At 66.3% G+C, this 24889-nt stretch carries 23 protein-coding genes and 1 tRNA gene; 10 read left to right on the forward strand and 14 right to left on the reverse strand.

Going from position 1 to position 24889, the window contains the following annotated elements; all coding sequences use genetic code 11:
* The first annotated feature begins 87 nt into the window (after positions 1–87).
* Positions 88–1419, forward strand: a complete 1332-nt coding sequence (locus ACK6C6_RS14780; RefSeq protein WP_409267914.1) for an alpha-amylase family glycosyl hydrolase — start codon at positions 88–90, stop codon at positions 1417–1419.
* A gap of 22 nt (positions 1420–1441) precedes the next feature.
* On the opposite strand, the gene ACK6C6_RS14785 is transcribed toward ACK6C6_RS14780, so the two are convergent.
* Both ACK6C6_RS14785 and ACK6C6_RS14790 read right to left on the reverse strand, forming a co-directional pair.
* Positions 1442–2173: a helix-turn-helix domain-containing protein gene (locus ACK6C6_RS14785; protein WP_409267915.1), complete on the reverse strand. Its 732-nt coding sequence runs from the start codon at positions 2171–2173 to the stop codon at positions 1442–1444.
* Positions 2174–2192: 19 nt separating this feature from the next.
* Positions 2193–3887, reverse strand: coding sequence for a diguanylate cyclase domain-containing protein (locus ACK6C6_RS14790; RefSeq protein WP_409267916.1), 1695 nt, complete (start codon positions 3885–3887; stop codon positions 2193–2195).
* Positions 3888–4100: 213 nt separating this feature from the next.
* Between ACK6C6_RS14790 and ACK6C6_RS14795 the strand changes: the two genes are divergently transcribed.
* A complete protein-coding gene (locus tag ACK6C6_RS14795; protein WP_409267917.1) occupies positions 4101–5216 on the forward strand; it encodes a serine hydrolase domain-containing protein in 1116 nt (371 codons plus the stop codon).
* An 18-nt stretch (positions 5217–5234) separates the two neighbouring features.
* On the opposite strand, the gene ACK6C6_RS14800 is transcribed toward ACK6C6_RS14795, so the two are convergent.
* The 4 genes from ACK6C6_RS14800 to ACK6C6_RS14815 form a co-directional block, all read right to left on the reverse strand.
* Positions 5235–5882 (reverse strand): YitT family protein, encoded by a 648-nt coding sequence (locus ACK6C6_RS14800; RefSeq protein ID WP_209588641.1) that lies wholly within the window; start codon positions 5880–5882, stop codon positions 5235–5237.
* Positions 5883–6222: 340 nt separating this feature from the next.
* A complete protein-coding gene (locus ACK6C6_RS14805; RefSeq protein WP_409267918.1) occupies positions 6223–8148 on the reverse strand; it encodes a TRAP transporter large permease subunit in 1926 nt (641 codons plus the stop codon).
* Complete coding sequence (locus ACK6C6_RS14810) at positions 8145–8729, reverse strand: TRAP transporter small permease subunit (protein WP_409267919.1); 585 nt, start codon at positions 8727–8729, stop codon at positions 8145–8147. The genes ACK6C6_RS14805 and ACK6C6_RS14810 overlap by 4 nt, the downstream gene beginning before the upstream one ends.
* A 75-nt stretch (positions 8730–8804) precedes the next feature.
* Complete coding sequence (locus tag ACK6C6_RS14815; RefSeq protein ID WP_036216690.1) at positions 8805–9956, reverse strand: TRAP transporter substrate-binding protein; 1152 nt, start codon at positions 9954–9956, stop codon at positions 8805–8807.
* A gap of 338 nt (positions 9957–10294) precedes the next feature.
* On the opposite strand from ACK6C6_RS14815, the gene ACK6C6_RS14820 reads away from it, so the two are divergent.
* Complete coding sequence (locus ACK6C6_RS14820; RefSeq protein ID WP_409267921.1) at positions 10295–11476, forward strand: acyltransferase family protein; 1182 nt, start codon at positions 10295–10297, stop codon at positions 11474–11476.
* Between the two features lie 24 nt (positions 11477–11500).
* Here the strand turns inward: ACK6C6_RS14820 and ACK6C6_RS14825 are convergent, their stop codons facing one another.
* Together ACK6C6_RS14825 and ACK6C6_RS14830 are read right to left on the reverse strand one after the other, a co-directional pair.
* Positions 11501–12250, reverse strand: a complete 750-nt coding sequence (locus ACK6C6_RS14825) for an MBL fold metallo-hydrolase (protein WP_409267922.1) — start codon at positions 12248–12250, stop codon at positions 11501–11503.
* 69 nt (positions 12251–12319) lie between these two features.
* Positions 12320–12670: a TIGR01244 family sulfur transferase gene (locus tag ACK6C6_RS14830; RefSeq protein ID WP_409267923.1), complete on the reverse strand. Its 351-nt coding sequence runs from the start codon at positions 12668–12670 to the stop codon at positions 12320–12322.
* A 99-nt stretch (positions 12671–12769) separates the two neighbouring features.
* Between ACK6C6_RS14830 and ACK6C6_RS14835 the strand changes: the two genes are divergently transcribed.
* From ACK6C6_RS14835 to ACK6C6_RS14855, 5 genes are read left to right on the forward strand one after another with little or no spacing between them, the layout of a single operon-like run.
* On the forward strand, positions 12770–13102 hold the full coding sequence (locus tag ACK6C6_RS14835) for a metalloregulator ArsR/SmtB family transcription factor (RefSeq protein WP_209588647.1): 333 nt from the start codon (positions 12770–12772) through the stop codon (positions 13100–13102).
* Positions 13099–13530: a YeeE/YedE family protein gene (locus ACK6C6_RS14840; protein ID WP_409267924.1), complete on the forward strand. Its 432-nt coding sequence runs from the start codon at positions 13099–13101 to the stop codon at positions 13528–13530. Before ACK6C6_RS14835 ends, ACK6C6_RS14840 begins: the two co-directional genes overlap by 4 nt.
* Before the next feature lie 11 nt (positions 13531–13541).
* Positions 13542–13979, forward strand: a complete 438-nt coding sequence (locus tag ACK6C6_RS14845; protein ID WP_209588649.1) for a YeeE/YedE family protein — start codon at positions 13542–13544, stop codon at positions 13977–13979.
* Between the two features lie 53 nt (positions 13980–14032).
* Entirely contained in the window at positions 14033–14827 is a 795-nt protein-coding gene (locus ACK6C6_RS14850) for a sulfite exporter TauE/SafE family protein (protein WP_409267925.1), read from the forward strand.
* Positions 14828–14851: 24 nt separating this feature from the next.
* Entirely contained in the window at positions 14852–15553 is a 702-nt protein-coding gene (locus ACK6C6_RS14855; protein WP_409267926.1) for an MBL fold metallo-hydrolase, read from the forward strand.
* Between the two features lie 57 nt (positions 15554–15610).
* Here the strand turns inward: ACK6C6_RS14855 and ACK6C6_RS14860 are convergent.
* The 5 genes from ACK6C6_RS14860 to ACK6C6_RS14880 form a co-directional block, all read right to left on the reverse strand.
* Positions 15611–15700, reverse strand: a tRNA-Ser gene (locus tag ACK6C6_RS14860).
* Positions 15701–15760: 60 nt separating this feature from the next.
* A complete protein-coding gene (locus ACK6C6_RS14865; RefSeq protein WP_409267927.1) occupies positions 15761–17806 on the reverse strand; it encodes a putative bifunctional diguanylate cyclase/phosphodiesterase in 2046 nt (681 codons plus the stop codon).
* 1 nt (position 17807) lies between these two features.
* Positions 17808–18980 carry an EAL and HDOD domain-containing protein gene (locus ACK6C6_RS14870; RefSeq protein ID WP_409267928.1) on the reverse strand — a complete coding sequence of 391 codons (1173 nt, stop codon included), beginning with the start codon at positions 18978–18980 and terminating at the stop codon, positions 17808–17810.
* Between the two features lie 108 nt (positions 18981–19088).
* The gene (locus ACK6C6_RS14875; protein ID WP_209588653.1) at positions 19089–19727 is read right to left on the reverse strand and encodes a response regulator transcription factor; all 639 of its coding nucleotides are present in this window, start codon (positions 19725–19727) and stop codon (positions 19089–19091) included.
* Entirely contained in the window at positions 19724–21088 is a 1365-nt protein-coding gene (locus tag ACK6C6_RS14880) for a cache domain-containing protein (RefSeq protein WP_409267929.1), read from the reverse strand. Before ACK6C6_RS14880 ends, ACK6C6_RS14875 begins: the two co-directional genes overlap by 4 nt.
* Positions 21089–21417: 329 nt before the next feature.
* Here ACK6C6_RS14880 and ACK6C6_RS14885 point away from each other — a divergent pair, with 329 nt between their 5' ends.
* Positions 21418–23484 (forward strand): carbon starvation CstA family protein, encoded by a 2067-nt coding sequence (locus ACK6C6_RS14885; RefSeq protein ID WP_409267930.1) that lies wholly within the window; start codon positions 21418–21420, stop codon positions 23482–23484.
* Positions 23484–23690, forward strand: coding sequence for a YbdD/YjiX family protein (locus ACK6C6_RS14890; protein ID WP_152571087.1), 207 nt, complete (start codon positions 23484–23486; stop codon positions 23688–23690). Before ACK6C6_RS14885 ends, ACK6C6_RS14890 begins: the two co-directional genes overlap by 1 nt.
* A gap of 44 nt (positions 23691–23734) precedes the next feature.
* Here the strand turns inward: ACK6C6_RS14890 and ACK6C6_RS14895 are convergent, their stop codons facing one another.
* Complete coding sequence (locus ACK6C6_RS14895; RefSeq protein ID WP_409267931.1) at positions 23735–24772, reverse strand: FkbM family methyltransferase; 1038 nt, start codon at positions 24770–24772, stop codon at positions 23735–23737.
* Between the last annotated feature and the right edge of the window lie 117 nt (positions 24773–24889).

The raw sequence follows: 24889 nt of genomic DNA on the forward strand, positions 1-24889 counted from the left end.
TTCTGAGCCGAACTTTCCCGCTTGCTTAAGGTTCTACACCGTAGAATGAGTGGGCACAAGAGGCTTTCACAAAACCGGAGGAGACCCATGTCATTTGTTGTCCGCACGCTGCCGATTCTTGCCGTGGCCTTCAGCGCCGCCTTCAGCCCGCTTCCCGTACAGGCCCAGCAGCCGGCCGCGGCGCCGATGAGCCATGTGACGTGGTCGCGCAGCGCCAACATCTATGAGGTGAATATCCGGCAGTACACGAAGGAAGGCACGTTCAATGCATTCGCGCAGCACCTGCCGCGACTGCGCAAGATGGGCGTGGACATCCTGTGGCTGATGCCGGTCCACCCCATCGGCGCCAAGAACCGCAAGGGCACGCTCGGAAGCTACTACGCGGTGCGCGACTACACCGCCGTGAACCCGGAATTCGGCAGCATGGACGACTTCAAGCGCCTCGTGAAGCAGGCGCAAGGGCTCGGCATGCGCGTCATCATCGACTGGGTGGCCAACCACACGGCCTTCGACAACCCGTGGACGGTGCAGCACAAGGACTGGTACCTGAAGGATGCCAAGGGCGAACTGTTCCCGGTGACCTACACCGAGGGTGCGGAACCCGAGTACTGGACCGACGTCACCGGCCTCGACTGGAAACAGCCTGGCCTGTGGAAAGGGATGACAGAGGCAATGGCGTTCTGGGTGCGCGAGACCGGCATCGACGGCTTCCGTTGCGACGTGGCGGCCAAGGTGCCGACCGCCTTCTGGGAACAATTGCGTGTCGAGCTGGAACGGATCAAGCCGGTGTTCATGCTGGCCGAGGCCTGGCAGCCGGAGCTGCACACGCGCGCATTCGACATGAGCTATGGCTGGGATACCCTGGGTGTCTTCAAGGACATCGCCAAGGGCAAGGCCGATGCGCGGGCGCTGCGCACCCTGTTCGAGCAGCCGCCGGTGGCCTACCCGGAGCACGCCTACCGCATGCGCTTCACCAGCAACCACGACGAGAATTCCTGGCACGGCAGCGACCCGGAACATTACGGACCGGCCTTCCAGGCGATGGCGGTGCTGGCGGCGACGCTGCCGGGCATGCCCCTGATCTACGGCGGGCAGGAAGCCGGGCTGGACAAGCGCCTGGAATTCTTCGAGAAGGACCCGATCGCGTGGCGCGAGCATCCCAACGGGGCACTGTACACCTGGCTGCTCAAGCTCAAGCATGACAACCCGGCGCTGTGGAACGGACAGTATGGCGGGACGATGCGGGTGCTGGAGACCGGGAACGACAAGGTGTTTGCGTTCAGGCGGCAAAAGGATGGGAATGCGGTGGCGGTGACGGTGAACCTGTCCGGGGCGCAGCAGCAGTATGCGCTCCCCGGCGCCACGCAGAAGGCGACGCTGGGCGCGTGGGAGTACCGGGTGTCGGCGCCCGCGCAGTAGGCGCCCCGGGTGCCGGTCGCGGCTAGCGCCGCAAGCCGGCGAACGCTGCCGGCTCCCACTCGCGCAAGGCCAGCAGCAAACCGGTGCCGCGGCGCTGCGGCAGCGGCGCCGCCAGGCTTTCCTCGTGCAGCTGCGCGAAGCGCGCCCGCAGCTGCCGCAGTTCGCCCTGCAGCTTGGCGCGTGCACTCTCGGTGAGCATGCCGTGCACGAAGTCGAGCGCGTCGCCCGGCTGCCCGAAGGCGCTGTCGATGAATTCAAGCATGCCCTGCTCGCGGAAGTACTGGCGGATCGGCCCGCCCGGCAGCCAGTCGAAGTCGCGCGCCACGTTCAGGCGGATGCGATTGCCCGGCAGGAGCGTGATCAGCGCCAGGCGGTCGAGGCGCAGCAGCAGCTGCACGCATTCGGCTTCGCTCAGGCGGTAGGCCTGCAGCATCTCGGCCATGGTCCAGTGGTTCAGCGCGCACACCGCCACCAGCAGCAGGCGCGCATCGGAGACCAGCTCGCGTTCCTGCGCCGGATTCAAGGTACGCAGCCGCTGATGGCCCTGCCCCGCTTCCTGCGCCAGCTCGGCCAGCGTCAGGCCCAGCAAGCCGCAGATCTCGACCAGGCGCTCGAGCGTGAACTGCTCGGTGGCGAACAGGCGCTTGACGCTCGGCTCGGACAGATCGAGGGCTTCGGCGACGTCGCGGTAGGTCTTGCCCTGCTGTTTGAGTTCGCGCTTGAGGGTGGCGATGAGTTGGGTGATTTCGGACATGCGGGCGATGGTAGCAGTATCAGACCTCGGCCGCGAGCGCGATGCCGTTCTTGCCGGTGCGCTTGACCGCGTACATCGCATGGTCGGCGCGCGCCAGCCAGGCGTCGACGTCCGCCGGGTCTTCCGGCAGGTGCAGCGCGATGCCGATGCTGGCGCCGACCGTCACGGTGGCGCTGCGCAGCACGTACGCTTCCTTGAGGCGTTCGAGCAGCTTGTGCGCGGTGTCTTCGGCGTGCAGCGCGTCGGTCAGCATCTCCAGCACCACGACGAATTCGTCGCCGGCCAGGCGCGCCACCATGTCGGTCTTGCGCACGCCCTGCGCCAGGCGCTCGCCGAACTGGCGCAGCAGCTCGTCGCCTTCTTCGTGTCCGTGGTTGTCGTTGACCGCCTTGAAGCCGTCCATGTCGAGGAACAGCAGCGCGCACGGACGGCCCACGCGGCGCGCGCGGCTCATCGCCTCGGGCAGCGCCGCCAGCAGCGCGCGCCGGTTCGGCAGGCCGGTGAGCACGTCGCGCAGCAGGAGCGCCTGCAGTTCGGCGGTGCGCTCGGCCACTGCCAGCTCGAGGCGCTCGTTCATGGCCAGCAGTGCCTTGCGGTGCGCGACCTCGCTGTGCACCAGTTCGCGCATCGTGCGCGACAGGATCTGGGTCTCGAGGAAGCCATCCACCGGCGGGATCGGCGGCGGCTCCTTGCCGCTTCGCGTGGCTGCGGTGATCCCTTCGATCGCCTCGCGCAGCTTTGCCATCGGCCGCACCAGGTGGCGCGCCATCAGCGCCGCGGCGCCGGCCAGCGCCAGCGCCAGCAGCGCGCTCCAGCCGAGCATGCGCTGCTTCAGGTCCTCCGCGCCGGCCAGCGCCCGGCCCTCGGTCTGGCGCACCAGCACGGTCCAGCGCGGCGCGGCCGGATCGCGCATGTCGCCGGTCTGGCTGTAGCCGGTGAGGTAGGCGCGCCCGTCCGGCCAGACCTCGCGCAGCGCTCCGGTCTGGCCCTGCTGCGCCAGGCGCAGGCTGGCGGTGTGCACTTTCGTTTCGACCAGCGGCGCCGGACCGAGCATGACGGTGCCGTCGTCACGGATCACGAAGATCTCGGCGCCGTACTCGCGCAGCGCCGGCGTGAGCAGCGTACGCGCATGGCTGCGCGCCCATTCCCAGCTCAGGTGCAGGCCGAGCACGGCGACCGGCTTGCCGCCGGCATCGACGATCGGGCCGGAGGCGTCGACGAAGCGCCAGGGGTCGGGCTTGCGCGGCAGGATCTTCTCGAGCAGCAAGGCAGGATGGTAGTCGGTGGCGACCACGCCGCGCATGCCGGCGGTGAACCAGGGACGCTTGCCGACGTTGGCGCCCTCCAGCATGCGGCCGGTTGAGGCCACCACCTTGCCGTCGAGGTCGGCGATGCCGATCCAGGCGTAGTCGGGGAAGCTGCGCTGCAGGCTTTCGAGTACCGCCCGGGTCGCGTCGGCATCGCTCGAATAGCGCACCTGCGGCAGTTCGGCCAGCAGGCGGGTGTCGCGGGTCGCCTGCTCGATCACGCGGTTGAGCGAATCGCGCATCTGCCAGGAGAGCTGCTGCAGGCGCAGCTGGGCCTCTTCGCGCGCCTGGCGCACTGCGAAATGGTTCACCAGCGCCAGTTGCAGCGCGACCGTCAGCGCGACCGTGGCACAGACGGCCAGGGTCATCAGGCTGGACAGGCGCATTTTTCCGAAGATGCCGCTCATGGACGAATGATTGCGATGGAATTCAAATAGCCGACTATTCTAACTAGTTTCCTAACAATAATTAAATAACTGTCGGCATCATTTATTGCTGACCCATCAATTTTTTGCGGCAACGCAACAAAAAAGCACGTTCAGTTCGAAATTGTGCCCTATCGGCCACAGTCGACCCTGCCGGTGTAGCATGACCACGCCATGACCATTTCCGGGACATCGATGAAAACAGCACTGTGCGTGTCGGCCTGCCTGCTCTCCGGATGCGCGGCTGCGCCTTCGATTTCTCCCATCTCCGACGACGAAGTACGCCGCCTGATGGCGCGCGAGAACGTGCAGGGACTGGCGCTGGCGACCATCGACCGCGGCCGGGTCGTCAGCGTGCAGGCCTACGGCAAGCGCAACGTGGAACGCGGCCTGCCGCTCACGCCGCAGACGGTGATGTATGGCGCCTCGCTCACCAAGGCTGCCTTTGCCTACATGCTGCTGCAGCTGGTGGACGAAGGAAAGCTCGACCTCGACGCGCCCTTGCCCACCCTGCTGCCGCAGCCCCTGCCCGCCTACGACAGGCAGCCATGGGATTTCTCCGATCTCGCGCACGACGAACGCTGGCGCAGGCTGACGCCGCGCATCCTGCTCACGCATTCGTCCGGCTTCGCCAACTTCCGCTGGCTGGAGCCGGACCGCAAGCTGCGCTTCCACTTCGATCCGGGCGAGCGCTACGCCTATTCGGGCGAAGGCTTCTACATCCTGCAGCTGGTGGTCGAGCGCGGCCTGGGCCTGGACACGGGCAGGGAAATGCAGCGCCGCGTGTTCGACCGCTTCGGCATGCGCAATACCAGCATGCAGTGGCGCGCGGATTTTGCCGACAACCTGGCCGACGGCTATACCCTGGACGGCAAGATGGAAGCGCACGACGAGCGCAGCCGACCGAGCGCGGCGGGCTCGATGGACACCACCATCGAGGACCAGGCGCGCCTGTGGGCAGGTATCGTACGGGGAGACGGGTTGAGCGCGGCGGCGCGCGCCATGCTGGTGCAGGCCTGGCTGCCGATCGGCTCCGCCGCCCAGTTCCCGACGCTCGCCGCGCCCCAGGCCAGCTGGCCGCAGTCGCTGGCGGCGGGCCTGGGCGTGGTGAGCTTCCGCGACCGCAGCGGGCCGGCGTGGTTCAAGGGTGGGCACAACGACAGCACCGGCAACATGGTGCTGTGCCTGGAGCGCGGCCAGCGCTGCGTGGTCATGCTGGCCAACGACGTGCGCGCCGAGCGGATCTATCCCGAGCTCGCCCGGCGGGTGCTGGGCGAGACGGACATGCCGTGGCGCTGGGAATACGGCTGATACCAGCCGTAGATGGTTTTAGTTGCCGAAATAACGGCCCGGGCGGTGCCATGCCATGACCATGCTGCTCATGGCGATCGCGCTCAGCGAGGACCAGCCCACCAGTTCGGGCGACACGATGGCCAGCGCCGCCAGCAGGATCACGGCGTCGATCGCCACCTGGGTGCGGCCGGCATTGATGCCGTAGCGCTTCTGCAGCCACAGCGTGACGATGCCGGTGCCGCCCACGCCGGCGCCATGGCGCGCCAGCGCCAGGATGCCCATGCCGCAGAAGGTGCCGCCGCCCAGGGCCGCGACCATAGGGTGGATGTGGCCGATCACCAGGCCGTTCGGCATCAGCTTGAGCATGGCCATGATCAGGATGCTGCCGGCCAGCGACTTGATGGTGAAGCGCGCGCCCATGAACAGGTAGCCGAACAGGAAGAACGGCAGGTTGATGAGCATGAACAGCAGGCCGACCGAGTAGCCGGACACGTAGGACGTCAGCAGCGAGATGCCGGCCACGCCGCCCGTGATCAGGCCGGCGGCCTGCAGCAGCAGGACGCCCATCGCGACGAACAGCACGCCAACCAGAATGCCGTAGACGTCGTCGAACAGGGTATGCGGCTTGATCGAGACCACGTTCTTGCCCTGGGCCGCCTGCGTTTGCAGGGCGCCCTGCATCATCGCGCCACCTCAGTACCCGACACATGCGCCGACGCATGCAGGGCGCATCCGTCAAATCGGTAGGAAGTCGAGCCGGGCAGGAGATGATGCTTCATTTTCCTCACTATGCGTGTACAAAGTCGGGGGAGTCAGCGCTGCCGGAAGATGGCACTTGTGGTGGCAAGATCCGGGAACGTGGAAGGTACGGCTGGGTAGAGGCCGCCATTATTACCGATGTTGCACCGCAATGAAACTTCGCGTTCCGCATGTCAGCCATTCATGCGACGCATAACTTAACGAAGGCGCAAGAGAAATTCCACATGAGGGGCGCGGCCTGCCGAACCGCGCCCTCTTGCCAGGCTTATTTGTACAGCACTTCCGGCAGCCACATGCCGATCGCCGGGAAGGTGTAGAGCAGGATAATCCCCAGCACCTGCAGTCCCATGAAGGGCAGCATCCCCAGGAAAATCTGGTTCAGCGTCACATGCGGCGGCGACACGCCCTTCAGATAAAACGCCGACATCGCCACCGGCGGCGACAGGAAGGCGGTCTGCAGGTTCATCGCCACCAGCAGGCCGAAGAACAGCGGATCGATGTTGAAATGCTGCAGCAGCGGCACGAAGATCGGCATGAAGATCACGATGATCTCGGTCCATTCCAGCGGCCAGCCGAGCAGGAAGATCACCACCTGGGCCAGGATCATGAACTGCACCGGCGTCAGGTCCATGCCCAGCACCCAGTTATTGATGATCTCCTGCCCGCCCAGCAGCGCGAACGCGGCCGAGAAGATGCTCGAACCCACGAACAGCCAGCACACCATGGCCGTGGTCTTGGTGGTGAGGTGGGCCGACTCGCGCAGCAGCTTGAAGTTGAAGCGGCGGTAGGCGATCGCCAGGATCAGCCCACCGAAGGCGCCCATCGCCGCCGCCTCGGTCGGCGTGGCCAGGCCGAACACGATGCTGCCCAGCACCGCCAGGATCAGGATCACCAGCGGGAACAAGGAGCCGAGCAGCATCTTGAAGATCTCGAGGCGCGCGAAGCTGAAGAACACGTAGAAGATGGCTAGCGCCGCAGCCACCACGGCAAACGTGATCCAGTAGGCCCTGGACGCCGGCTTGGCGACCGGCTCCGGCGCGGCCGCGGGGACCGCCACGTCGGCGGCCGCTGCGACAGGCGTTGCGCCGGCTGCCGGGAGCGGCGTCGCCTCCCCTTCCACCGGCGGCTCGGCCAGTTCTCCCTCGGCGGGCGGCTCCTGCAAGCCGCCCTCCTCGACGCTTGCCGCGCTGTCGAATTCCTGCTGGGCGCCCATCTCGACCAGCTCCGTTCGGGGAGCATCCGGCGCGGTGACGATCCGGTAGCTCAGGCCCATGACGGCGGCAAAGGCCAGTGCCGGCAGCAGTGCGACGGCTAGGTTCGACGCCAGGGTGCGGCCCGGGACATCGGCGCCGCGCCGGCCCTTGAAGGCACGCACCAGGGCCGGCACCGCGCTCTTGCCGTAGGCGCCGGGGATCGCCTGCGTATAGGCCGGCAGCGCGACGACGCGCTCGGATGCCGGCAGCGGCGGCGCCATGCTGGGCTTGAGCTTGGCGATGATCAGCACGTAGCCGACATACAGCGCCGCCAGCATGATCCCCGGGAAGAAGGCGCCCGCATACAGCTGGACCACCGAGACCCCGGCCGTCGCCCCGTAGACGATCAAGAGCACCGAAGGCGGAATCAGGATGCCCAGGCAGCCGCCCGCCGTGATGCAGCCTGCCGTCAGCTGGGTGCTGTAGCCCGCCTTGAGCATGGCCGGCATCGCCAGCAGGCCCATGAGGGTGACCACGGCGCCGACGATGCCGGTGGCGGTGGCGAACACCGCGCAGGTGACGATGGTGGCCACGGCCAGGGAGCCGGGCACGCGCGCCATCGCCAGGTGCAGGCTCTTGAACAGCCGCTCGATCAGGTTGGCGCGCTCCACCAGGTAGCCCATGAAGATGAACAGCGGGATCGAAATGAGCACGTCGTTGGCCATCACCGAATAGGCGCGCTGCACCATCAGGTCGAGCGTCTGCTGCACCGCCTGGTCGGGGTTCTGGCTGTGGTAGGCGAACCAGGCGAACATCACCCCCATGCCCATCAGGGTGAAGGCGGTGGGGAAGCCGAGCATGATGGCCACCACCACCAGCGCCAGCATCAGGAGGCCCAGGTGGCCGTTCGTCATGTCGGCGGGTGCCGGCATCAGGACGAACAGGGCGACGACGATCGCTACCAGGATCGACAGGCCGAACCAGATTTCCTTCCTCATGGCGTGCGCTCCCCTGGTGCGTTCACGGTGGCCTTGAGCTTGTCGACGTCGACCTCCTCGACGTCGGCCTCGCGGGCTGGCCATTCGCCCCTGCGCAGGCAGACGATGCAGCGCACGATCTCGACGAAGCCCTGCAGCAGGAGCAGGACGCCGGCGAAGGGAATCACCATCTTGAAGGGATACAGCGGCGGGCCGTTGGCGGTGAGGGTCGAGTGTTCGCGGATGGCGAGCGACTCGGCCGCGTAGGTATAGCCGGCCCAGACCAGGGCCACCACGCCGGGGATGAAGAAGACGAAGTACAGGACCAGGTCGAGGCTGGCCTGCAGGCGCGGCGGGAAGAAGCTGTACAGCACGTCGCCGCGCACGTGGCCGTTCTTGGCCAGCGTGTAGGCCCCGGCCATCATGAAGGCGGCGCCGTACATCATGATCATCAGGTCGAAGGCCCAGGGGTTGGGGGTGTTCAGGGCGTAGCGCGCGAAGACTTCCCAGCTGATGAGAAAGGTGAGCGCGACGATCAGCCAGGAGAAGGCCTGGCCGACCCAGCTGCTGACCCGGTCGACGAAAAACAAGACGTTTTGCATGGAGCTGCTCCGGTCGAACGAACAGGGCCCACCCCTCGTCATGAAGGGCGGGCACACGGTTGGCTAGGGTAGCGTTTACGCCTTCTTGGCCGGCGCCCTGCGGCCGAAGTAGTGGTTGTAGGCCATGCGGCGCGGGTTGTTGGTGTCCATGTCCCACTTCATCGCGCGCTCGGCAAACGCGCGCATCGAGGCCTCGACCTTCTTGAACAGCGGATTGTCGGCGCCCTTCTTGGCCACCACCTGGTCCCACACGGCCAGCTGCGCCTGCAGCACCGAGTCCGGCGTCTTGTAGAACTTGACTCCGTTCTGGGACTGCATGCCGGCGTAGTCCTTGGAATAGCGGTCGACCGCCTTCCAGGACATGTCGGCGGAGGCTGCCTCGACGGCGTTCTCGATGATCGCTTTCATCTTGGCCGGCAGCGCGTCGTACCTGGTCTTGTTGAAGGTAACCTCGAACTGCTCGGAGCTCTGGTGAAAGCTTTGCAGCATGCAGACCTTGGACACGTCCGGGAAGCCGAGCACCCGGTCGGAGCTGGCGTTGTTGAACTCGGCGCCGTCCAGCAGGCCGCGGTCCATGGCCGGCACGATCTCGCCGGCCGGCAGCGCGTTCACCGCCGCGCCCATGGCCGTGAACATGTCGATCGCCAGGCCGTTGGTGCGGAACTTCAAGCCCTTCAGGTCTTCGACCTTGCTGATCGGCTTCTTGAACCAGCCCAGCGGCTGGGTCGGCATCGGGCCGGTGAGGAAGGAGACGACGTTGGCACCGATGCTCTTGTACAGCTCGGCCAGCAGCGCCTTGCCGCCGCCGTACTTGTGCCAGGCCAGCACCATGTTGGCGTCCATGCCGAAGGCCGGGCCCGAGGTCCACAGCGCGATGGCGCTCTGCTTGCCGTAGTTGTAGCCCATGACGCCGTGGCCGCCGTCGAGGGTGCCCTTGGAGACGGCGTCGAGCAGGCCGAAGGCGGGAACGACGGCGCCGGCGGGCAGCACCTCGATCTTCAGCTCGCCGCCGGTCATGTCGTTGACCTTCTTGGCGAAGTCGAGCGCGTATTCGTGGAAGATGTCCTTGCTGGGCCAGGTACTCTGGAAGCGCATCTGCTTCGGCGTTTGGGCGGTGGCGATCATCGGGACCGCGAGGGTGGCGCCGGCGGTGCCGGCGGCTGCGGTGCCGAGGAACTTGCGGCGGGTGGATGCTGGCTTCTTTGAATCGTCGTTACGCTGCTTCATCGTCTGTCTCCTGGTTGGTTTTTTACACGATTGAATCGCTACACGTACAACAGCTGGCTTGGGGGGGTGGACTTCTCCTTCTGTAAATATCTGCATGCCGACTCGCAGCATGGGCTTGTTTCCTTACGGATTTCTTACATGTGGCTTACGAGGATCGGGCCGTTTTATTTTTCTGTCAAGCATCACTGTTTTCGGATCGCCGTCCGGATGCAACAGCGGCTTCCGGAACCGGCTGCCTGCAAAGCGCGTGCAAGGCGCGACGCGCCTGTGCACTCTCAAACCGAATAAGCAAATGAGGGGCTACGATCCAGACGTTTGGCTTACCACAGGAGGAGACGATGCATCCTGCATGCGCCATGCGCATATGCCTGCTGGACAGGACCAACCTGAACGAAAGCTACCAGCATTCCGTCCTGATATCGGCCCTGCGCAGTATTGCCGCCCTTCAAGTGGTCGCCGCCCATCTCCGCGGCGAACTGTTCCCGAGCCTGAAAACAGTGGCCGACCCATCGCTCTGGTACCAGGGCCTGGCTTTCTTCACCGGCTTCTCCCACATCGCCGTCGTGATCTTCTTCCTGCTGAGCTGCTGGCTCGTCGGCGGCAGTCTGCTGAACAAGCTGGGGGAGCCCAACTACATGATGTCGTATGCGATCGACCGGCTCACGCGCATGTGGATCGTGCTGGTGCCGGCCTTCGTGCTCACGCTGGCGATCGGCACGATCACGCAGACGGTCGACCCGGGCCAGATCAGCTATGCGCCGGACAATGAATATTCGTGGAGCACGTTCTGGGGCAATCTGTTCGGCTTACAAGGGATGGCAGTGCCTCGCTTCGGCGGCAATTTCTCCCTGTGGAGCCTGTCGAACGAGATGTGGTACTACGCCCTCTTCCCACTGCTGCTGTTGCCGGTCATCGGGCAGCGGGGCATAACGAAAGCGGCCGGCCTGGCCGCCTGTGCGCTCATCGGTTACCTGCTGCTGTTCGACCTGATGCCGTATTTCGTGATCTGGCTGCTGGGCGTGCTGTTCTCGCGGATCCGCATCGAACTGGGCCGCGTCGCGCGCTTCCTGTTGATCGTCGTGATCCTTGGGCTGGCCGTCCATTTCCGGCTGAGCGGCAGTATCGGCACCCTGGTTGCGGCAACCTTTGCCGAAGACCTGCTGTTCAGCGTGCTCTTTCTTTGCCTGCTGTCGAGCCTGCAGTTTCCCGCGGATCGCGCGCGCATCGGGAACCGGCTGGCGCACTTTGCCGGACTGCTGGCCCCGTTTTCGTTCACGCTGTATGTGATCCACTATCCCTTGATCTACCTGGCCGAGTTCCTGCATGACCCGATCGGGACGCAGACCCTGTCGACCAGCGATCCGGCGTCCCTGCTTGTTTACGCAGGGCTGTTCTTCGCCATCGTGGTGTTCGCCTACCTCTTCCACCTGCCGTTCGAGGCACGTACCTACCGGCTGCGGCGCTTCGTCAAACGGATGGTGCTGGCGCCTGTGCCCGAACCCTCCTACAGCCAGAGGTGACAAGGGCAAGCAGGAGCCGGCCGGTTAGCCTTGCGGACTCTCGGTCATTTGCTGGCAGTACTTGACGAGGTTTTCCGGCAGATCAGTCGGGCACACCCCGCATTGCTTATTGCCGGGAACCGCGTAATCGATAAATTTGGGATACGGCAGCTCGAGTTCCGCCATGATCTGCCGGAACTCTTCGACCGAGCGGTCCCCACCCAGACGGGGATTGCGCTGCTTTTCCTGCATCACCGAAGACACCCGCCTTTTCTGGTAGTCGTGCGCCGGGTAAACGAGTGTTTCGTCAGGCAGCGCGAACAGCTTTCCCCGCACGCTGTGGTAGAGCGCATCGGAATCGCCCTGCTGGAAGTCGGTGCGCCCGCATCCCTCAATCAGCAAGGCGTCGCCCGTGAATACACGGTCGCCCAGGACGTAGGCAAAATGTCCCGACGTGTGGCCCGGCGTATGCAGGGGCTCGAATTGCATCGATCCGATCCTGAATGGCACGCCGTCCTCCAGCTGGACGTCCGCACAATCGACGCGCTCCGCGGCCGGCGCCGCGATCCTGCTCCCAACCCGCTTCTTCAGTTCCAGCGCAGCCGTGATGTGGTCGGCATGGACGTGGGTGTCGATGCTGTACGCCAGCGTCAGGCCCAGGCGGCTCAACTCCTCCAGATCGCGTTCCACCGTCACGATCACGGGATCGACCAGGACCGCCTGCCCGGTTTCGGGACAGCCGATCAGATAGGTATAGGTGCTCGACAAGGGTTCGAAAAGCTGACGGAAGATCATGCGCTTCTCCTCGGCATGCAGGGCTGACAAAGTATAAGACGCCGACACGTTGTCCGGCGCAGCGCTGCGCTAGCGCGAAGCGCCGCCGGGTTCATTTTTCGTGTCCTTGAACAGCGTCTCGGCGCGCATGCCGGTGCGGCAAAAACCCAGGATCGGCTTGGGCGCGGCCGCGTACAGCGCGACGAAGGCCGCGCGATCGGCGTCCGTGATCCGCCCCGGCACCACCGGCAAGTGCACGACCTCTACGCCGTGACGGCGCGCCTCGGCGGCGATCGCTGCGAACGGCGGCTGGTCGCCGGCCTCGCCGTCCGGGCGGTTGCACACCAGGGTGGCGAAGCCCTGCTCCTTCAACCCTGCGACGTCGGCAGGCGCGATCTGCGCGGCAACGGCGTAGTCCTTGCAGAGATAACGGATATTCATGCTGTCCTCCAGGGAATCAAAAAAAGAAAACCATATTATATTGAAAGATAGATTGTCTGTCGATATAATGTAAAACAGTAGATTGAATGAGGTGCTTCCATGCCAGACACGCAACAACTCGATTTGCAGCAGATGCGCCATGCCGCCGCACAGGCGTGCGCGCTCCTGAAGGTTTTGGGCAATCCCGACCGCCTCCTGCTGCTGTGCCAGCTGAGCCAGGGCGAATATGCAGTCGGCGAGCTCGAGACCCTGCTGGGCATCACGCAGCCCACCCTATCCCAGCAGCTCGCCGTGCTGCGCGAAGAACAGCTGGTCAGCACCCGGCGCGAAGGAAAACAGGTTTTCTACCGGATCGACAGCGAGGCAGCGCTGGCGCTCATGCAGGTGCTCTACCAGCAGTTCTGCCTGCCAAACCAAGGAGTCAAACCATGAACATCGACTGGGTCCATTTCACCCCCTGGAGTTCGCTCGCCGGCGGCTTGACCATCGGCGCCGCCGCCGCGGCCTTCATCCTGCTCAACGGCAGGATTGCCGGCATCAGCGGCATCCTCGGCGGCCTGCTACGGCCATCCGCCGGCGACGTCGGCTGGCGCATCGCCTTCGTGCTCGGCCTGATCGCCGCGCCGCTCGCCTACGGCGCCGTGCACACCCTGCCGGTGCCGACCGTCGATGCCGGCGAACTCACCCTGGTGGCCGCCGGCCTGCTGGTCGGCCTAGGAACGCGCTACGGCGCCGGATGCACCAGCGGCCACGGCGTATGCGGCCTGTCGCGCCGCTCGCCGCGTTCGCTGGCCGCCACCGCGGCCTTCATGCTGGCCGGCTTCGCCACCGTCTTCGTGGTACGCCATCTGCTCGGATAAGGAGAATTACCATGCACATCCTGACAGCACTGCTCATCGGACTGCTCTTCGGCATCGGACTGATCGTAGGCGGCATGAGCGATCCCGCCAAGGTCCTCGGCTTCCTCGACCTCGCCGGCAACTGGGATCCCTCGCTCGCCTTCGTCATGGGCGGCGCCATCCTGGTGAGCGCGCCGGCGTTCTGGTTCGCGGCCAAGCGCGAGCGCGCGCTGCTGGGCGCGCCCATGCGCCTGCCCACCGCGACCCGGATCGACCGCCGTCTCGTGCTCGGCTCGCTCGCCTTCGGCGCCGGCTGGGGCCTGGCCGGCTATTGCCCGGGTCCGGCACTGGCCTCGCTCGCCACCGGCGGCGCGAAGCCGCTCGTGTTCACGATCGCCATGGTGGCCGGCATGGCGATCTTCGAGCTGGTCGAGTGGGCCCGCGCCAGCCGCATCGCCCGGAGCGCCTGAGCCATGCCTGCGCCAGCCCCCATCCGGCCAACAGGCGTTCGGCGGAGGACGTCATGCTGACCGCCGCCGCGCTCGGTCTGGTCGTCGGCCTGATCCTGGCGCTGACAGGCGCCGGCGGCGGCATCCTCGCGGTTCCGCTGCTGGTCTTCGGCACTGGCGCCAGCGTCGCCGAAGCCGGCCCGATCGGCCTGCTCGCGGTGGGCATGGCGGCCGCGCTCGGCGCCCTGCTGGGCCTGCGCGCCGGCATCGTACGCTACCGCGCCGCCCTGCTCATCGCCGCCGCCGGCATGCTGCTCGCGCCGGCCGGACTGTGGGCGGCGCGCGCGGCGGACGCCCGCTGGCTGGGGGTGCTGTTCGCCCTGACGCTGCTGTATGTGGCCTTCAGGACCTACCGCCAGGCTGCCGCGCCCGCATCCGGCGCCGGCGCCCGGGGCCACGCTCCGTGCCTGCGCAGCGCGGCGGACGGCCGCTTCGTCTGGACCCGCCCGTGCGTGCGCGCCCTCGGCCTGTCGGGCGCCGCCGCCGGCTTCCTGTCGGGCCTGCTGGGCGTCGGTGGCGGCTTCGTGATGGTTCCCGCCCTTCAGCGCTATACCGATCTGCCGATCAAGTCGGCGGTCGCCACCTCGCTGGCCGTGATCGCCATCATTTCCGGCGCCGGCGTGGCCACCGCGGCCGCCCAGGGCGCCATCGACTGGCCGACCGCGGCGCCCTTCGCGGCGGGCGCGCTGGCCGGCATGCTCGGCGGCCGCTCGCTGGCGGCGCGCATTGCCGGACCCCGGCTGCAAAAGGGCTTTGCCCTGCTCTCGGCCCTGGTCGCCCTCGGGATGATCGGCAAGGCTTTCATCTGATTCATTATCCGTAAGGAGAACGTCATGAACATCAACCCCATCCAGCTGTTCGATACCGAATCCTCGACCTTCACCTACATCCTGGTCGCGCCCGGCGAGTCCGACGCGGTGATCATCGATCCGGTCGAGCGCCATTGGGAACGCGACCTGCGCCACATCGACCGTCTGGGCCTGCGCCTGCGCTACGTGCTCGAAACCCACGCCCACGCCGACCACGTCACTTCCGCCGGCCGCTTGTGCGAGAAGACCGGCGCGCTGGCCGCTGCGCCGAGCGGCTGCGGCATCCTGCCGGCTGAACTGCAACTGAACGATGGTGAACTGATCCGCTTCGGCCAGGCAGAAGAGATCCGCGTCCTGCACACGCCGGGCCATACCGCCGGCAGCATGAGCTACGTCTGGCGCGGCAACGTGTTCACGGGCGACACCCTGCTGATCGACGGTTGCGGACGGACGGATTTCCAGAGCGGCAGCGCGGATGCGCTGTACGACAGCGTCCATGCCAAGCTGTTCGCGCTGCCGGACGACACCCGCATGTGGCCCGGTCACGACTACAAGGGCCAGTCGGTATCGACGATCCGCTGGGAAAAGCGGCATAACGCGCGCCTGGCGGGCCGCAGCCGCGAGGACTTCGTGCGCCTCATGGGCGAACTGAACCTGCCCAAGCCGACGCTGATCGACGTGGCGGTGCCGGCCAACCAGAACCTGGGATTGCCGCATGGGGCGTGAACGCCATGCGGTAAACGAAAAAGAGCTCCAGGATATGGAGCTCTGCCTCGGAATGCTTGGCGGAAGCGGTGAGATTCGAACTCACGAACGGGTTCCCCCGTCGGCAGTTTTCAAGACTGCTGCCTTCAACCACTCGGCCACGCTTCCTGTGAAGAACCGGCATTATACATAATTCATCAATGCCGGGCAGCGAATCTGCTTACTCGCTCAAGCCACCAGCAGCCAGTTCTCCCGCAAACAGCGCTCGAACTCCCCCGCCGGCAGCGGCTTGCTGTACAGGTAACCCTGCACCTCGTCACACCCCGACGCACGCAGGAAGGCCAGTTGCTCCAGCGTCTCCACACCCTCCGCGATCACGCGCAGGCCGAGCTGCTGCGCCATGCTGACGATGGTGCCCGCGATCGCGCAATCGCTCGGATCATCCGGGATCCCGAAGGTGAACGAGCGGTCGATCTTGAGGGTATCGATCGGGAAGCGCTTCAGGTAGGACAGGCTCGAATAGCCGGTGCCGAAATCGTCCAGCGACAGCGCTACGCCCAGCTGGTGGATGCGGTCCATGATCGCCGTCACGCGCTCGAAGTCGTGCATCAGCGTGCTCTCGGTGATCTCCAGCTCCAGCCACGAGGGATCGAGCTGGTAGCGCGCCAGGGTGTCGGCCACGCGCTCCGGGAGCGATGCCGTGAATTCGCGCGCCGACACGTTCACCGCCAGGCGCAGCGGCGCCACGCCCGCGCGCTGCCAGATCGCCGCCTGGGCACAGGCCTGCTCCAGCACCCACTCGCCCACCTGCACGATCAAGCCGGTGCTCTCGGCCAGCGGAATGAATTCGCCCGGGGGCACGATGCCGCGGGTCGGATGCACCCAGCGCACCAGCGCCTCGGCGCCGACGATGCGGTCGGTGCCGAGCTCGAACTTCGGCTGGTAGTACAGGGTCAGCTCGCCGTTGCCCAACGCCTGGCGCAGCCCGGATTCGATGCGCATGCGTTCCTGCATGCCCTGGTTCATGTCCTGGCTGTAGAAGGCGACGCTGCGGTCTGGATTGGCTTCCAGCTGCTTGGCACGCTCCATCGCGATGTCCGCCAGCCCGAGCAGGGTCTCGGCCTCGCTGCCATCCTGCGGATAGACGCTGATGCCTATGCTGGCGCCCACGCGCAGGTCGTGGCCGCCGATCAGGAAGGGTGCATCCAGGGCTGCCTGCAGCTTCTGCGCCACCGTGGTGGCTTCGAAGTGCTGGCGGATGTCGAACAGGCCCACGGCGAATTCGTCGCCGGACAGGCGCGCCACCACGTCTTCGTCGCGCAGGGTCGCGCGGAAGCGCTGGGCCGCCTGGCGCAGCAGTTCGTCGCCAATCTTGCGGCCCAGGGTATCGTTGATGCGCTTGAAGCGGTTCAGGTCGATGAACAGCACGCAGCCGGCGGCTTCGTTGCGCTGCGCGACCATCAGGGCCTGGTCGACCAGGCGCGCGAACAGGGTGCGGTTCGGCAGGCCGGTGAGTTCGTCGTAGTAGGCCAGGTGATGCAGCTGCTCCTCGGCCTGCTTGCGTTCCGTGATGTCGGTGAGGTAGGCGATCAGGCCGATCGGGCGCTCGGCCAGGTCGCGCAAGGGCGACAGCGACAGGCTGGCCCAGAACACCTCGCCCGATTTCTTGCGGCGCCGCACTTCCATCATGCGCCCGCCCTGCTCCGCGAAGCTGTCGTGGAAGCCTTCGTCCTCGTCGGCGTACAGGAACAGGATGTTGCGGCCGATCGCTTCCAGCGCGGTATAGCCGAACAGTTCCTCGGCGCCGCGGTTCCAGCTGGTGATGTAGCCCATCTGGTCCATGGTCAGCACCGACTCGTGGATCTGGTCCAGGATCTGCGACTGGTGCGCGAGCTGGGCTTCCATCTGCGCGTAGGCATGGGTCGAGCGCACCGCCAGCGAATGCACCTGCAGCAGCGAGGCGGTCAGGTGGGCCAGGCCGGCCAGCCGGCGCGTATCGTCGCTGGTGTAGGCGTCGCGGCCCGCCACTTCGTAGACGCCGAATTGTTCCGACGCCCCCGCTACCACCTGGCGTAGCACCTGGAAGTTGCCCTGCAGGCCGCCGACGCCGGCGCCGGGCAGGAAGCGCCCGACCGGGCTGCCCAGCAGCGCGCCCGCAATGCGGCCCAGTTCATCGTGGAGGGCGGCGCCGCGCAGGCGCAGGACGGCGTCGCTGGCGGCGGTCGTGGCGCCGACGAAATCGAGTGATGCGTCAATCGCGACGAGCGCCTGCATGTCAGACATTCCGTCCTACCTGGATCGCCCAGTGATAGGCGTTCAACTGGCTGTTCCACCAGCCGGCGGGGTCGATGCCCGCCGCGTCGAGGGCTTGCCGCGTGGGGTGGGTTTCCGTCAGGCGCAGCCAGGCGCCGAGTTCCCCGCTGCGCTCGAGCAAGGCGCCGGATACGTGTTCCGGCAGGTTCAGGTCGGCGACGATGTCCGCCATCGGCATGTGCAGCAGCCGGTCCAGCAGCGAGAACACACCGGTCATGAAGGCCAGGTCGCAGGCGTCGCGCTCTCCTCCGCCCTGCTTGCACAATGCCTCCAGTTGCGCAGCGCGGCGCGCCGCCAGCGGCAGCAGCAGGTTCGGCAAGCCGTCGGCCTGCTGGCGCGCGTACAGCAGCAGCTGGAGCCAGCGCTGCAGTTGGCGCCGGCCGAGCAGGTTGATGGCCTGGTTGAAGCTGGTGATCTGGGTGCTCACTGCAAACGCGGCCGAGTTGACCAGCTTGAGCAGGTGGTAGGACAGGGTCGGGTCCTGCTTGAGCTGCTGCTCGAGTTCGCGCGAATCGGCATCGCGCGACAACAGGCCGAGCAGGGTCAGGATGCGGCGGCGCGAACTGCCGTCCGGCCTGGCGTCGCCGGCGAGCAGCGGATCGTAGGGGTAGTCGCCGCTGAACCAGTCGAAGCCGGCCATCTCGCTCTGGGTGAAACTCGCGGCGCTGTCGACGCGGCGCGCCAGGTGCGGGCCGAACAGCGCGGCCAGCCGCCCTGCCGGCGCCGGGTCGCGGGCGCAGTCGCGTGCGATGGTGCGCAGCGCCGGCGGTGCCTTGACGCCTTCCGGCGGGGCGCCGTCGAGCCAGAGGCGGTAGCCGAGTTCGTGCAGTTCGGTGAGGCGGCGCGCGGCGCCATCCTCGAGCAGGGCCTGGGCGGCGATGACGAAGCCGATGCGGTTGGCCGGCATCGTGGCCAGCACGGGCGGGCTCAAGGCAGCCGGATGGTCGAGCATCAGGAGGCCGTCGAGCGGGGCGATCGCGGCCAGCAGGTCGGGCGTGCCGAACACGGCCTGCAGTCGCTGCGGCAAATCCGCGCCACCTTCGACCCGCAGGCAAAGCGCTACCCACTCGTTCTGCCCATTGGCGACCGGGTCGATTGCTACCAGCGGAAACGAGTTGGGGTCCGGCTCGGCCATCTTTATGCTTTCAATGCTCAGGCTCTGAGTGATATTCGGTCAATCTTATTCGACGGATTATCAGAAAGCAACATCTTTTATTTCTTTATGGATACTTAATGTTCCCACTTATGTGTAACCGCGGTTTTCGGCGCGCTGGACCGCGAAACGGATCAGTTCGGCCTGCCCTTCGATGCCGAGCTTGCGCTTGATATTCAGGCGATGGGTTTCGACGGTGCGCACCGACAGTTCGAGCGCGCGGGCGATCTGCTTGTTCGACTGGCCGCCGGCGATATGTTCCAGGACTTCCTGCTCGCGCGCGGTCAGGAGGTCGCTTGACGCCGCCGGGCTGGCCAGCTGGCGCGCCAGCGCGGCGCTGTAGTAGATGCCGCCGCCGATCACGGTGTCGATCGCCAGCACGATGTCCTTGCCCGGCGCATCCTTCAGCACGTAGCCGCGCGCGCCCGCCTGGATCGCCTGCGTGACGTATTCCGGCTTGTCGTGCATCGACAACACCAGCACCGCCACGCCGGGATAGTGCTGGAGCAGGCGCGCGGTGGCCTCGATGCCGCTGCCGCCCTTCATGTTGATGTCCATCAGCACCAGGTCGGGCTGGCAGGCGCCGGCCTGCTCGATGGCTTCCTGGCCTGATCCGGCCTCGCCCACCACGCGCAGGCGCGGCGCCGCTTCCAGGCGCGCGCGCAGGCCGTCGCGCACCAGGGGGTGGTCGTCCACCAGCAGGATCCTGATTTCCGAAGCGTCACTCATGTCTGCTCTTCCACATCGATGCTGGCCACCACACGGGTGCCGAGCGGCGAGGAATCGATCGCCAGCCGCCCGCCGATCGCTTCCATCCTTTCCATCATGTTGCGCAGGCCGATGCCGCGCTGCGGGTGCTGGGCGATGTCGTGGGCGTCGAAGCCCCCGCCATCGTCGGCGATCTCCAGGCTCAGGCAGCGGCCGCGCCGCACCAGGCGCATCTCCACCTGGCGCGCGCCGGCATGGCGCTCGACGTTGGTGAGCGCCTCCTGGGCGATGCGGAACAGCACCGTGCCGGCCATCTCGGGCAGCGCGTCCACCGGCCCTTCCGCGCGGAAGCGCACCGGCGTGCCGCTGTGGCGTCCGAACTCGCTGGCGAGATAGTCGAGCGCCGGCGCCAGGCCGAGGTCGTCCAGCAGCGTTGGACGCAGGTCGTGCGAGATGCGGCGCACTTCGCCCAGCACCGATTTCACCTGCTCCACGGTGCGCTCGAGCGCGCCGCGCGCCTGCTGCTGCTGGGCCGCGTCGCCGTCCAGGCGGATGATGCCCGCTTCCAGCTGCAGCTTGACCGAGACCAGTGCCTGGCTGATCCCGTCGTGCAGGTCGCGCGACAGGCGCGCCCGCTCTTCTTCCTGCGACTCGACCACGCGCTGGGCCAGCGCCTTGAGCTTGGCGTCGGCCACGCGCAGCTCGCGCAGGTTCAGCACCAGGCCGCCGCTGGCCACCGCCAGCGAGGCCAGCACGGCCAGGCCGGCGATCCACAGCAGCGTCTCGCCGATGTTGCGCGACTGCTGGGCATCGACCTGGGCCAGCGCGGCCTCGACGTCGTCCAGGTAGATGCCGGTGCCCATCATCCAGCCCCAGTGCGCCACCGGCACCACGTAGCCGAGCTTGGGCGCCTGCCGGCTTGAGGTTGGCTTGGCCCAGGTGTAGCGGTGGAAACCGCCGCCGGCGCGGGCGCGTTCGATCAGGCGCTGGATGGTGGGCACGCCGTTGGCGTCGACCCAGTTCCACATGTCGGTGCCGACCAGCTCGGGCTGGCGCGGGTGCATCAGGCTGCGGCCCTGCATGTCGTAGACGAAGAAATAGCCGTCGTCGCCGAAGCTCAGCGAACCAAGGATGCGCTTGGCTTCTTCCTGGATGGCCGGATCGGTGCGGCCGGAGCGCACCAGGTGGCCGATCGACTGCGTGGCCAGGGCCACGTAATGGCGCAACTCGGCTTCCTTGCTGGCCAGGTAGGCCTGCTGGATGGTGGCGCGCTGCTGCCGGGCCAGCTCGGCGGCCTGCTGGCGCACGAACAGGGCGATGGCGCACAGGGCCACGATCAGCGGCCCGATCGCCAGCACGATGACCTTCTGCCTTAATTTCATCGGAGTTTTTCGTAGGGTGGGCGGCTGTGCCGCCCACGCGGTCAACAGGTGGAATCATCATCCGCGGCATTTCTCCGCTAACTATCACCGCGTGGGCGGGGAACCCGCCCACCCTACGCTTGACTGATTTCCAGCACACATTTTAAGGGGGAAACGAAACGGCTGCCGGGGCCGCCTTCTACGTAGTACTACGCAGGCACTGCGTAATGGTGCGCTTGTGGCGCTGATATTCGTGCAACATACTCTCCGGTACGCTGTCCAAAAAACCGCCGGTCGACACAGTACGCCACCGGCCACAAGAAGTAGTCAATCCACCTCGGAGGAGCACCATGAAAAGCATGTCGAGCGCGCTCGGCTGGATCGCATTGTCGGTCCTGGGCGCATTTTCGCTCGGTTTCATCGCCGTCAAGCAAGGCGAGACCATCAACGCGATCTGGATCGTCGCAGCAGCAGTCTGCGTCTACCTGATCGCCTACCGTTTCTACAGCAAGTTCATCGCCTACAAGGCGCTGCAACTCGATCCCAAGCGCCAGACCCCCGCCTACAAGTACAACGACGGCCTGGACTATGTCCCGACCAACAAGTACGTCCTGTACGGCCACCACTTCGCCGCGATCGCCGGCGCCGGCCCGCTGGTGGGTCCGGTGCTGGCGGCCCAGATGGGCTACCTGCCGGGCATGATGTGGATCCTGGCAGGCGTCGTCTTCGCCGGCGCCGTCCAGGACTTCATCGTGCTGTTCATGTCCACCCGCCGCGACGGCCGCTCGCTCGGCGACCTGATCAAGTCCGAAATGGGCGAGATCCCGGGCCTGATCGCGCTGCTGGGCACCTTCATGATCATGGTGATCATCCTGGCGGTGCTGGCGCTGATCGTCGTGAAGGCGCTGACCCACTCGCCGTGGGGCAGCTTCACGGTGCTGGCCACCATCCCGATCGCGCTGTTCATGGGCCTGTATTCGCGCTACGTGCGCGTCGGCCGCATCGGCGAAGTGTCGATCATCGGCTTCGTGCTCCTGATGCTGGCCATCATCGGCGGCCAGTGGGTGCACGATTCGCCGACCCTGGGCCCGATGTTCGACTTCACCGGCACCCAGCTGACCTGGATGCTGATCGGCTACGGCTTCGTCGCCTCGGTCATTCCGGTGTGGCTGCTGCTGGCGCCGCGCGACTACCTGTCCACCTTCCTGAAGATCGGCACCATCGTGGCGCTGGCGATCGGCATCCTGATCGTCGCCCCGGACCTGCGCATGCCGGCCGTGACCAAGTTCATCGACGGCAGCGGCCCGGTCTGGTCGGGCAACCTGTTCCCCTTCCTGTTCATCACCATCGCCTGCGGCGCGGTGTCGGGCTTCCACGCGCTGATCTCCTCGGGCACCACCCCGAAGATGATCGAGAACGAGACCCACGCCCGCTTCATCGGCTACGGCGGCATGCTGATGGAATCGTTCGTGGCGATCATGGCGCTAGTGGCGGCCTCCACCATCGACCCGGGCGTGTATTTTGCGATGAACAGCCCGGCCGCGGTGCTGGGCACCACCGCGCAGTCGGCTGCGGCCGCCGTGTCGCAGATGGGCTTCGTGATCACCCCTGAGACGCTGGAGCAGATGGCGAAGGACGTCGGCGAGAACACCATCATCTCGCGCGCCGGCGGCGCCCCGACTCTCGCCGTGGGCATGGCGCACATCCTGTCGAACGTGGTCGGTGGCCAGGCCATGATGGCCTTCTGGTACCACTTCGCGATCCTGTTCGAGGCCCTGTTCATCCTGACCGCGGTGGACGCGGGCACCCGCGCCGGCCGCTTCATGCTGCAGGACCTGCTGGGCGCCTTTGCACCGTCGCTCAAGCGCACCGAGTCGCTGCCGGCCAACCTGCTGGCCACCGGCCTGTGCGTGGCCGCCTGGGGCTACTTCCTGTACCAGGGCGTGGTCGATCCGCTGGGCGGCATCAATACCCTGTGGCCGCTGTTCGGCATCGCCAACCAGATGCTGGCCGGTATCGCGCTGATGCTGGGCACCTGCGTGCTGTACAAGATGAAGCGCGCGCAGTACGCCTGGATCACGGTCGTGCCGACCCTGTGGCTGCTGGCCTGCACCCTGACCGCCGGATGGCAGAAGATTTTCGCCGCCGATCCGAAGGTCGGCTTCCTGGCCCACGCCGACAAGTTCCAGGCCGCGCACGACGCCGGCACGGTGCTGGCCCCGGCCAAGACCATCGAGCAGATGGAGCGCATCATCTTCAACGACTACGTCAACGCGACCCTGGCGGGCTTCTTCATGTTCGTGGTGCTGGCGGTGCTGGTCTACGGTGTGCGCACCGTCATGGCGGCGCGCGCAAGCAACACCCCGACCGCCAAGGAGACCCCGTACGTCGCGATGGCCAACCCGCAGGTGCAATGATGTTCGGCGCTCTGCTGGAGGCAGGCAAGGAAGCAGGCAAGTACCTCGGGCAGAGCATGCGCCTGATGGTCGGCCTGCCCGAGTACGACACCTACCTGGCGCACATGGAACGTACCCATCCGGACCAGACGCCGATGACCTACGAGGAGTTCTTCCGGGAGCGCCAGGAAGCGCGCTACGGCGGCAAGCGGGCCACCTGCTGCTGAAGGCTGCATGAATGGCGAAGGGACCCGACAGGGTCCCTTCGCTTTTATCGCCTGGCAGGAAGGCAGACTAGGTTGATGGGCGCCGTGATGTCGTCGAAGCGGTGGGCGTCGGCAGAACTCACCTTGTCGCCGGGGCTGCCGTCGGCGGTGAAGACCGTCATGGCATAGCCCAGTTGTTCCAGCATCGCCACGTAGCCGGGGCCGGAGATGCCGCCGATCTCGCGCAGCGAGCGCGGGAAGAACTCGGTCAGGATGACCGGCGTATGCTCGGCAAGCGTCCTGGCCGCGCCCCGGATGATGTGCGGCTCGAAGCCCTCGACGTCCATCTTGAGGAAGCGGATGCGGCGCTCGTAGTCGACCGAATCGAGCGGCCGTATGCGGATGCGTTCGCCGCGCGCATCGGCCGAGATGTAGGAACTGCCGGGATTGGTCGCATGGGAACTCAGGTGGAAGGAGCCCTTGCCCTCGCTTGCGCCCAGGCCTTCGTTGTGGAGGGAACAGCGCGTCTCGAAGCCATTGGCCCGCACGCTGCGCGCCAGCATGTCGAAGGTATTGCGCATCGGCTCGAAGGCATATACGCGGCCGCTCTCGCCCACCGCCCTGGCGGCCTGGATCGTGAACACGCCGATGTTCGCGCCGGCATCGATGACGCCGTCGCCTTCGCCCAGCCACGACAGCATGAAGTCGACTTCGGCGTTTTCCCAGTTGCCGTGCAGGACGCCGAACGACACGAAACCGTCGAACAGGTTCACCCATATCTGCAGGCCGCGGTAATCGGTCATGACCCATTTTTCATGGGGCCACAAACCGAGCTTGTCGCGGATATCCCAGCGAAACCGGGGCGAATCGAGCATCCTGAGCGCGACCTGGTGGACATTGTCGCAGGCCAGGTAGTCGTCGAGCGGCGTCAGCCCGTCGCACGGCCAGCCGAACAGGGCCGTATGAACGATATTGATCTGGTCGATCAAGGGCAGGGACGCCGGCGCCAGGGCCTGCGGCGCCGTGGCGGGACCGCCCTGCTCGTCGGCTTGCCGCTTGCGGGGAAGCTGCAGGTTGTCGAGGATGCGCGTGGTCAGGTTCATGCCGGTTCTCCTGGTCGTCGTGGCGGACCGGTCCTGCAGCGGTCCAAACGCACCGAGTCTAGGCGCGAAGACAGCGCCGGTTTTAGTGAAGATCAGAAGTGCACGATGAAAGCGTGG

The sequence above is a fragment of the Massilia sp. BHUDP2 genome, from assembly GCF_046236355.1.
In the GTDB taxonomy this organism is placed as follows: domain Bacteria; phylum Pseudomonadota; class Gammaproteobacteria; order Burkholderiales; family Burkholderiaceae_D; genus Telluria; species Telluria varians.

Bases quoted from the DNA above. Each gene is read 5' to 3' on its own strand.
- ACK6C6_RS14840 (WP_409267924.1), top strand. From the start codon at position 13,099: ATGAACATCGACTGGGTCCATTTCACCCCCTGGAGTTCGCTCGCCGGC.
- ACK6C6_RS14785 (WP_409267915.1), bottom strand. From the start codon at position 2,173: ATGTCCGAAATCACCCAACTCATCGCCACCCTCAAGCGCGAACTCAAA.
- ACK6C6_RS14795 (WP_409267917.1), top strand. From the start codon at position 4,101: ATGAAAACAGCACTGTGCGTGTCGGCCTGCCTGCTCTCCGGATGCGCG.
- ACK6C6_RS14845 (WP_209588649.1), top strand. From the start codon at position 13,542: ATGCACATCCTGACAGCACTGCTCATCGGACTGCTCTTCGGCATCGGA.
- ACK6C6_RS14885 (WP_409267930.1), top strand. From the start codon at position 21,418: ATGAAAAGCATGTCGAGCGCGCTCGGCTGGATCGCATTGTCGGTCCTG.
- ACK6C6_RS14895 (WP_409267931.1), bottom strand. From the start codon at position 24,772: ATGAACCTGACCACGCGCATCCTCGACAACCTGCAGCTTCCCCGCAAG.
- ACK6C6_RS14780 (WP_409267914.1), top strand. From the start codon at position 88: ATGTCATTTGTTGTCCGCACGCTGCCGATTCTTGCCGTGGCCTTCAGC.
- ACK6C6_RS14800 (WP_209588641.1), bottom strand. From the start codon at position 5,882: ATGATGCAGGGCGCCCTGCAAACGCAGGCGGCCCAGGGCAAGAACGTG.
- ACK6C6_RS14890 (WP_152571087.1), top strand. From the start codon at position 23,484: ATGTTCGGCGCTCTGCTGGAGGCAGGCAAGGAAGCAGGCAAGTACCTC.
- ACK6C6_RS14815 (WP_036216690.1), bottom strand. From the start codon at position 9,956: ATGAAGCAGCGTAACGACGATTCAAAGAAGCCAGCATCCACCCGCCGC.
- ACK6C6_RS14810 (WP_409267919.1), bottom strand. From the start codon at position 8,729: ATGCAAAACGTCTTGTTTTTCGTCGACCGGGTCAGCAGCTGGGTCGGC.
- ACK6C6_RS14790 (WP_409267916.1), bottom strand. From the start codon at position 3,887: ATGAGCGGCATCTTCGGAAAAATGCGCCTGTCCAGCCTGATGACCCTG.
- ACK6C6_RS14865 (WP_409267927.1), bottom strand. From the start codon at position 17,806: ATGCAGGCGCTCGTCGCGATTGACGCATCACTCGATTTCGTCGGCGCC.
- ACK6C6_RS14835 (WP_209588647.1), top strand. From the start codon at position 12,770: ATGCCAGACACGCAACAACTCGATTTGCAGCAGATGCGCCATGCCGCC.
- ACK6C6_RS14805 (WP_409267918.1), bottom strand. From the start codon at position 8,148: ATGAGGAAGGAAATCTGGTTCGGCCTGTCGATCCTGGTAGCGATCGTC.
- ACK6C6_RS14855 (WP_409267926.1), top strand. From the start codon at position 14,852: ATGAACATCAACCCCATCCAGCTGTTCGATACCGAATCCTCGACCTTC.
- ACK6C6_RS14850 (WP_409267925.1), top strand. From the start codon at position 14,033: ATGCTGACCGCCGCCGCGCTCGGTCTGGTCGTCGGCCTGATCCTGGCG.
- ACK6C6_RS14875 (WP_209588653.1), bottom strand. From the start codon at position 19,727: ATGAGTGACGCTTCGGAAATCAGGATCCTGCTGGTGGACGACCACCCC.
- ACK6C6_RS14880 (WP_409267929.1), bottom strand. From the start codon at position 21,088: ATGAAATTAAGGCAGAAGGTCATCGTGCTGGCGATCGGGCCGCTGATC.
- ACK6C6_RS14870 (WP_409267928.1), bottom strand. From the start codon at position 18,980: ATGGCCGAGCCGGACCCCAACTCGTTTCCGCTGGTAGCAATCGACCCG.
- ACK6C6_RS14820 (WP_409267921.1), top strand. From the start codon at position 10,295: ATGCATCCTGCATGCGCCATGCGCATATGCCTGCTGGACAGGACCAAC.
- ACK6C6_RS14825 (WP_409267922.1), bottom strand. From the start codon at position 12,250: ATGATCTTCCGTCAGCTTTTCGAACCCTTGTCGAGCACCTATACCTAT.
- ACK6C6_RS14830 (WP_409267923.1), bottom strand. From the start codon at position 12,670: ATGAATATCCGTTATCTCTGCAAGGACTACGCCGTTGCCGCGCAGATC.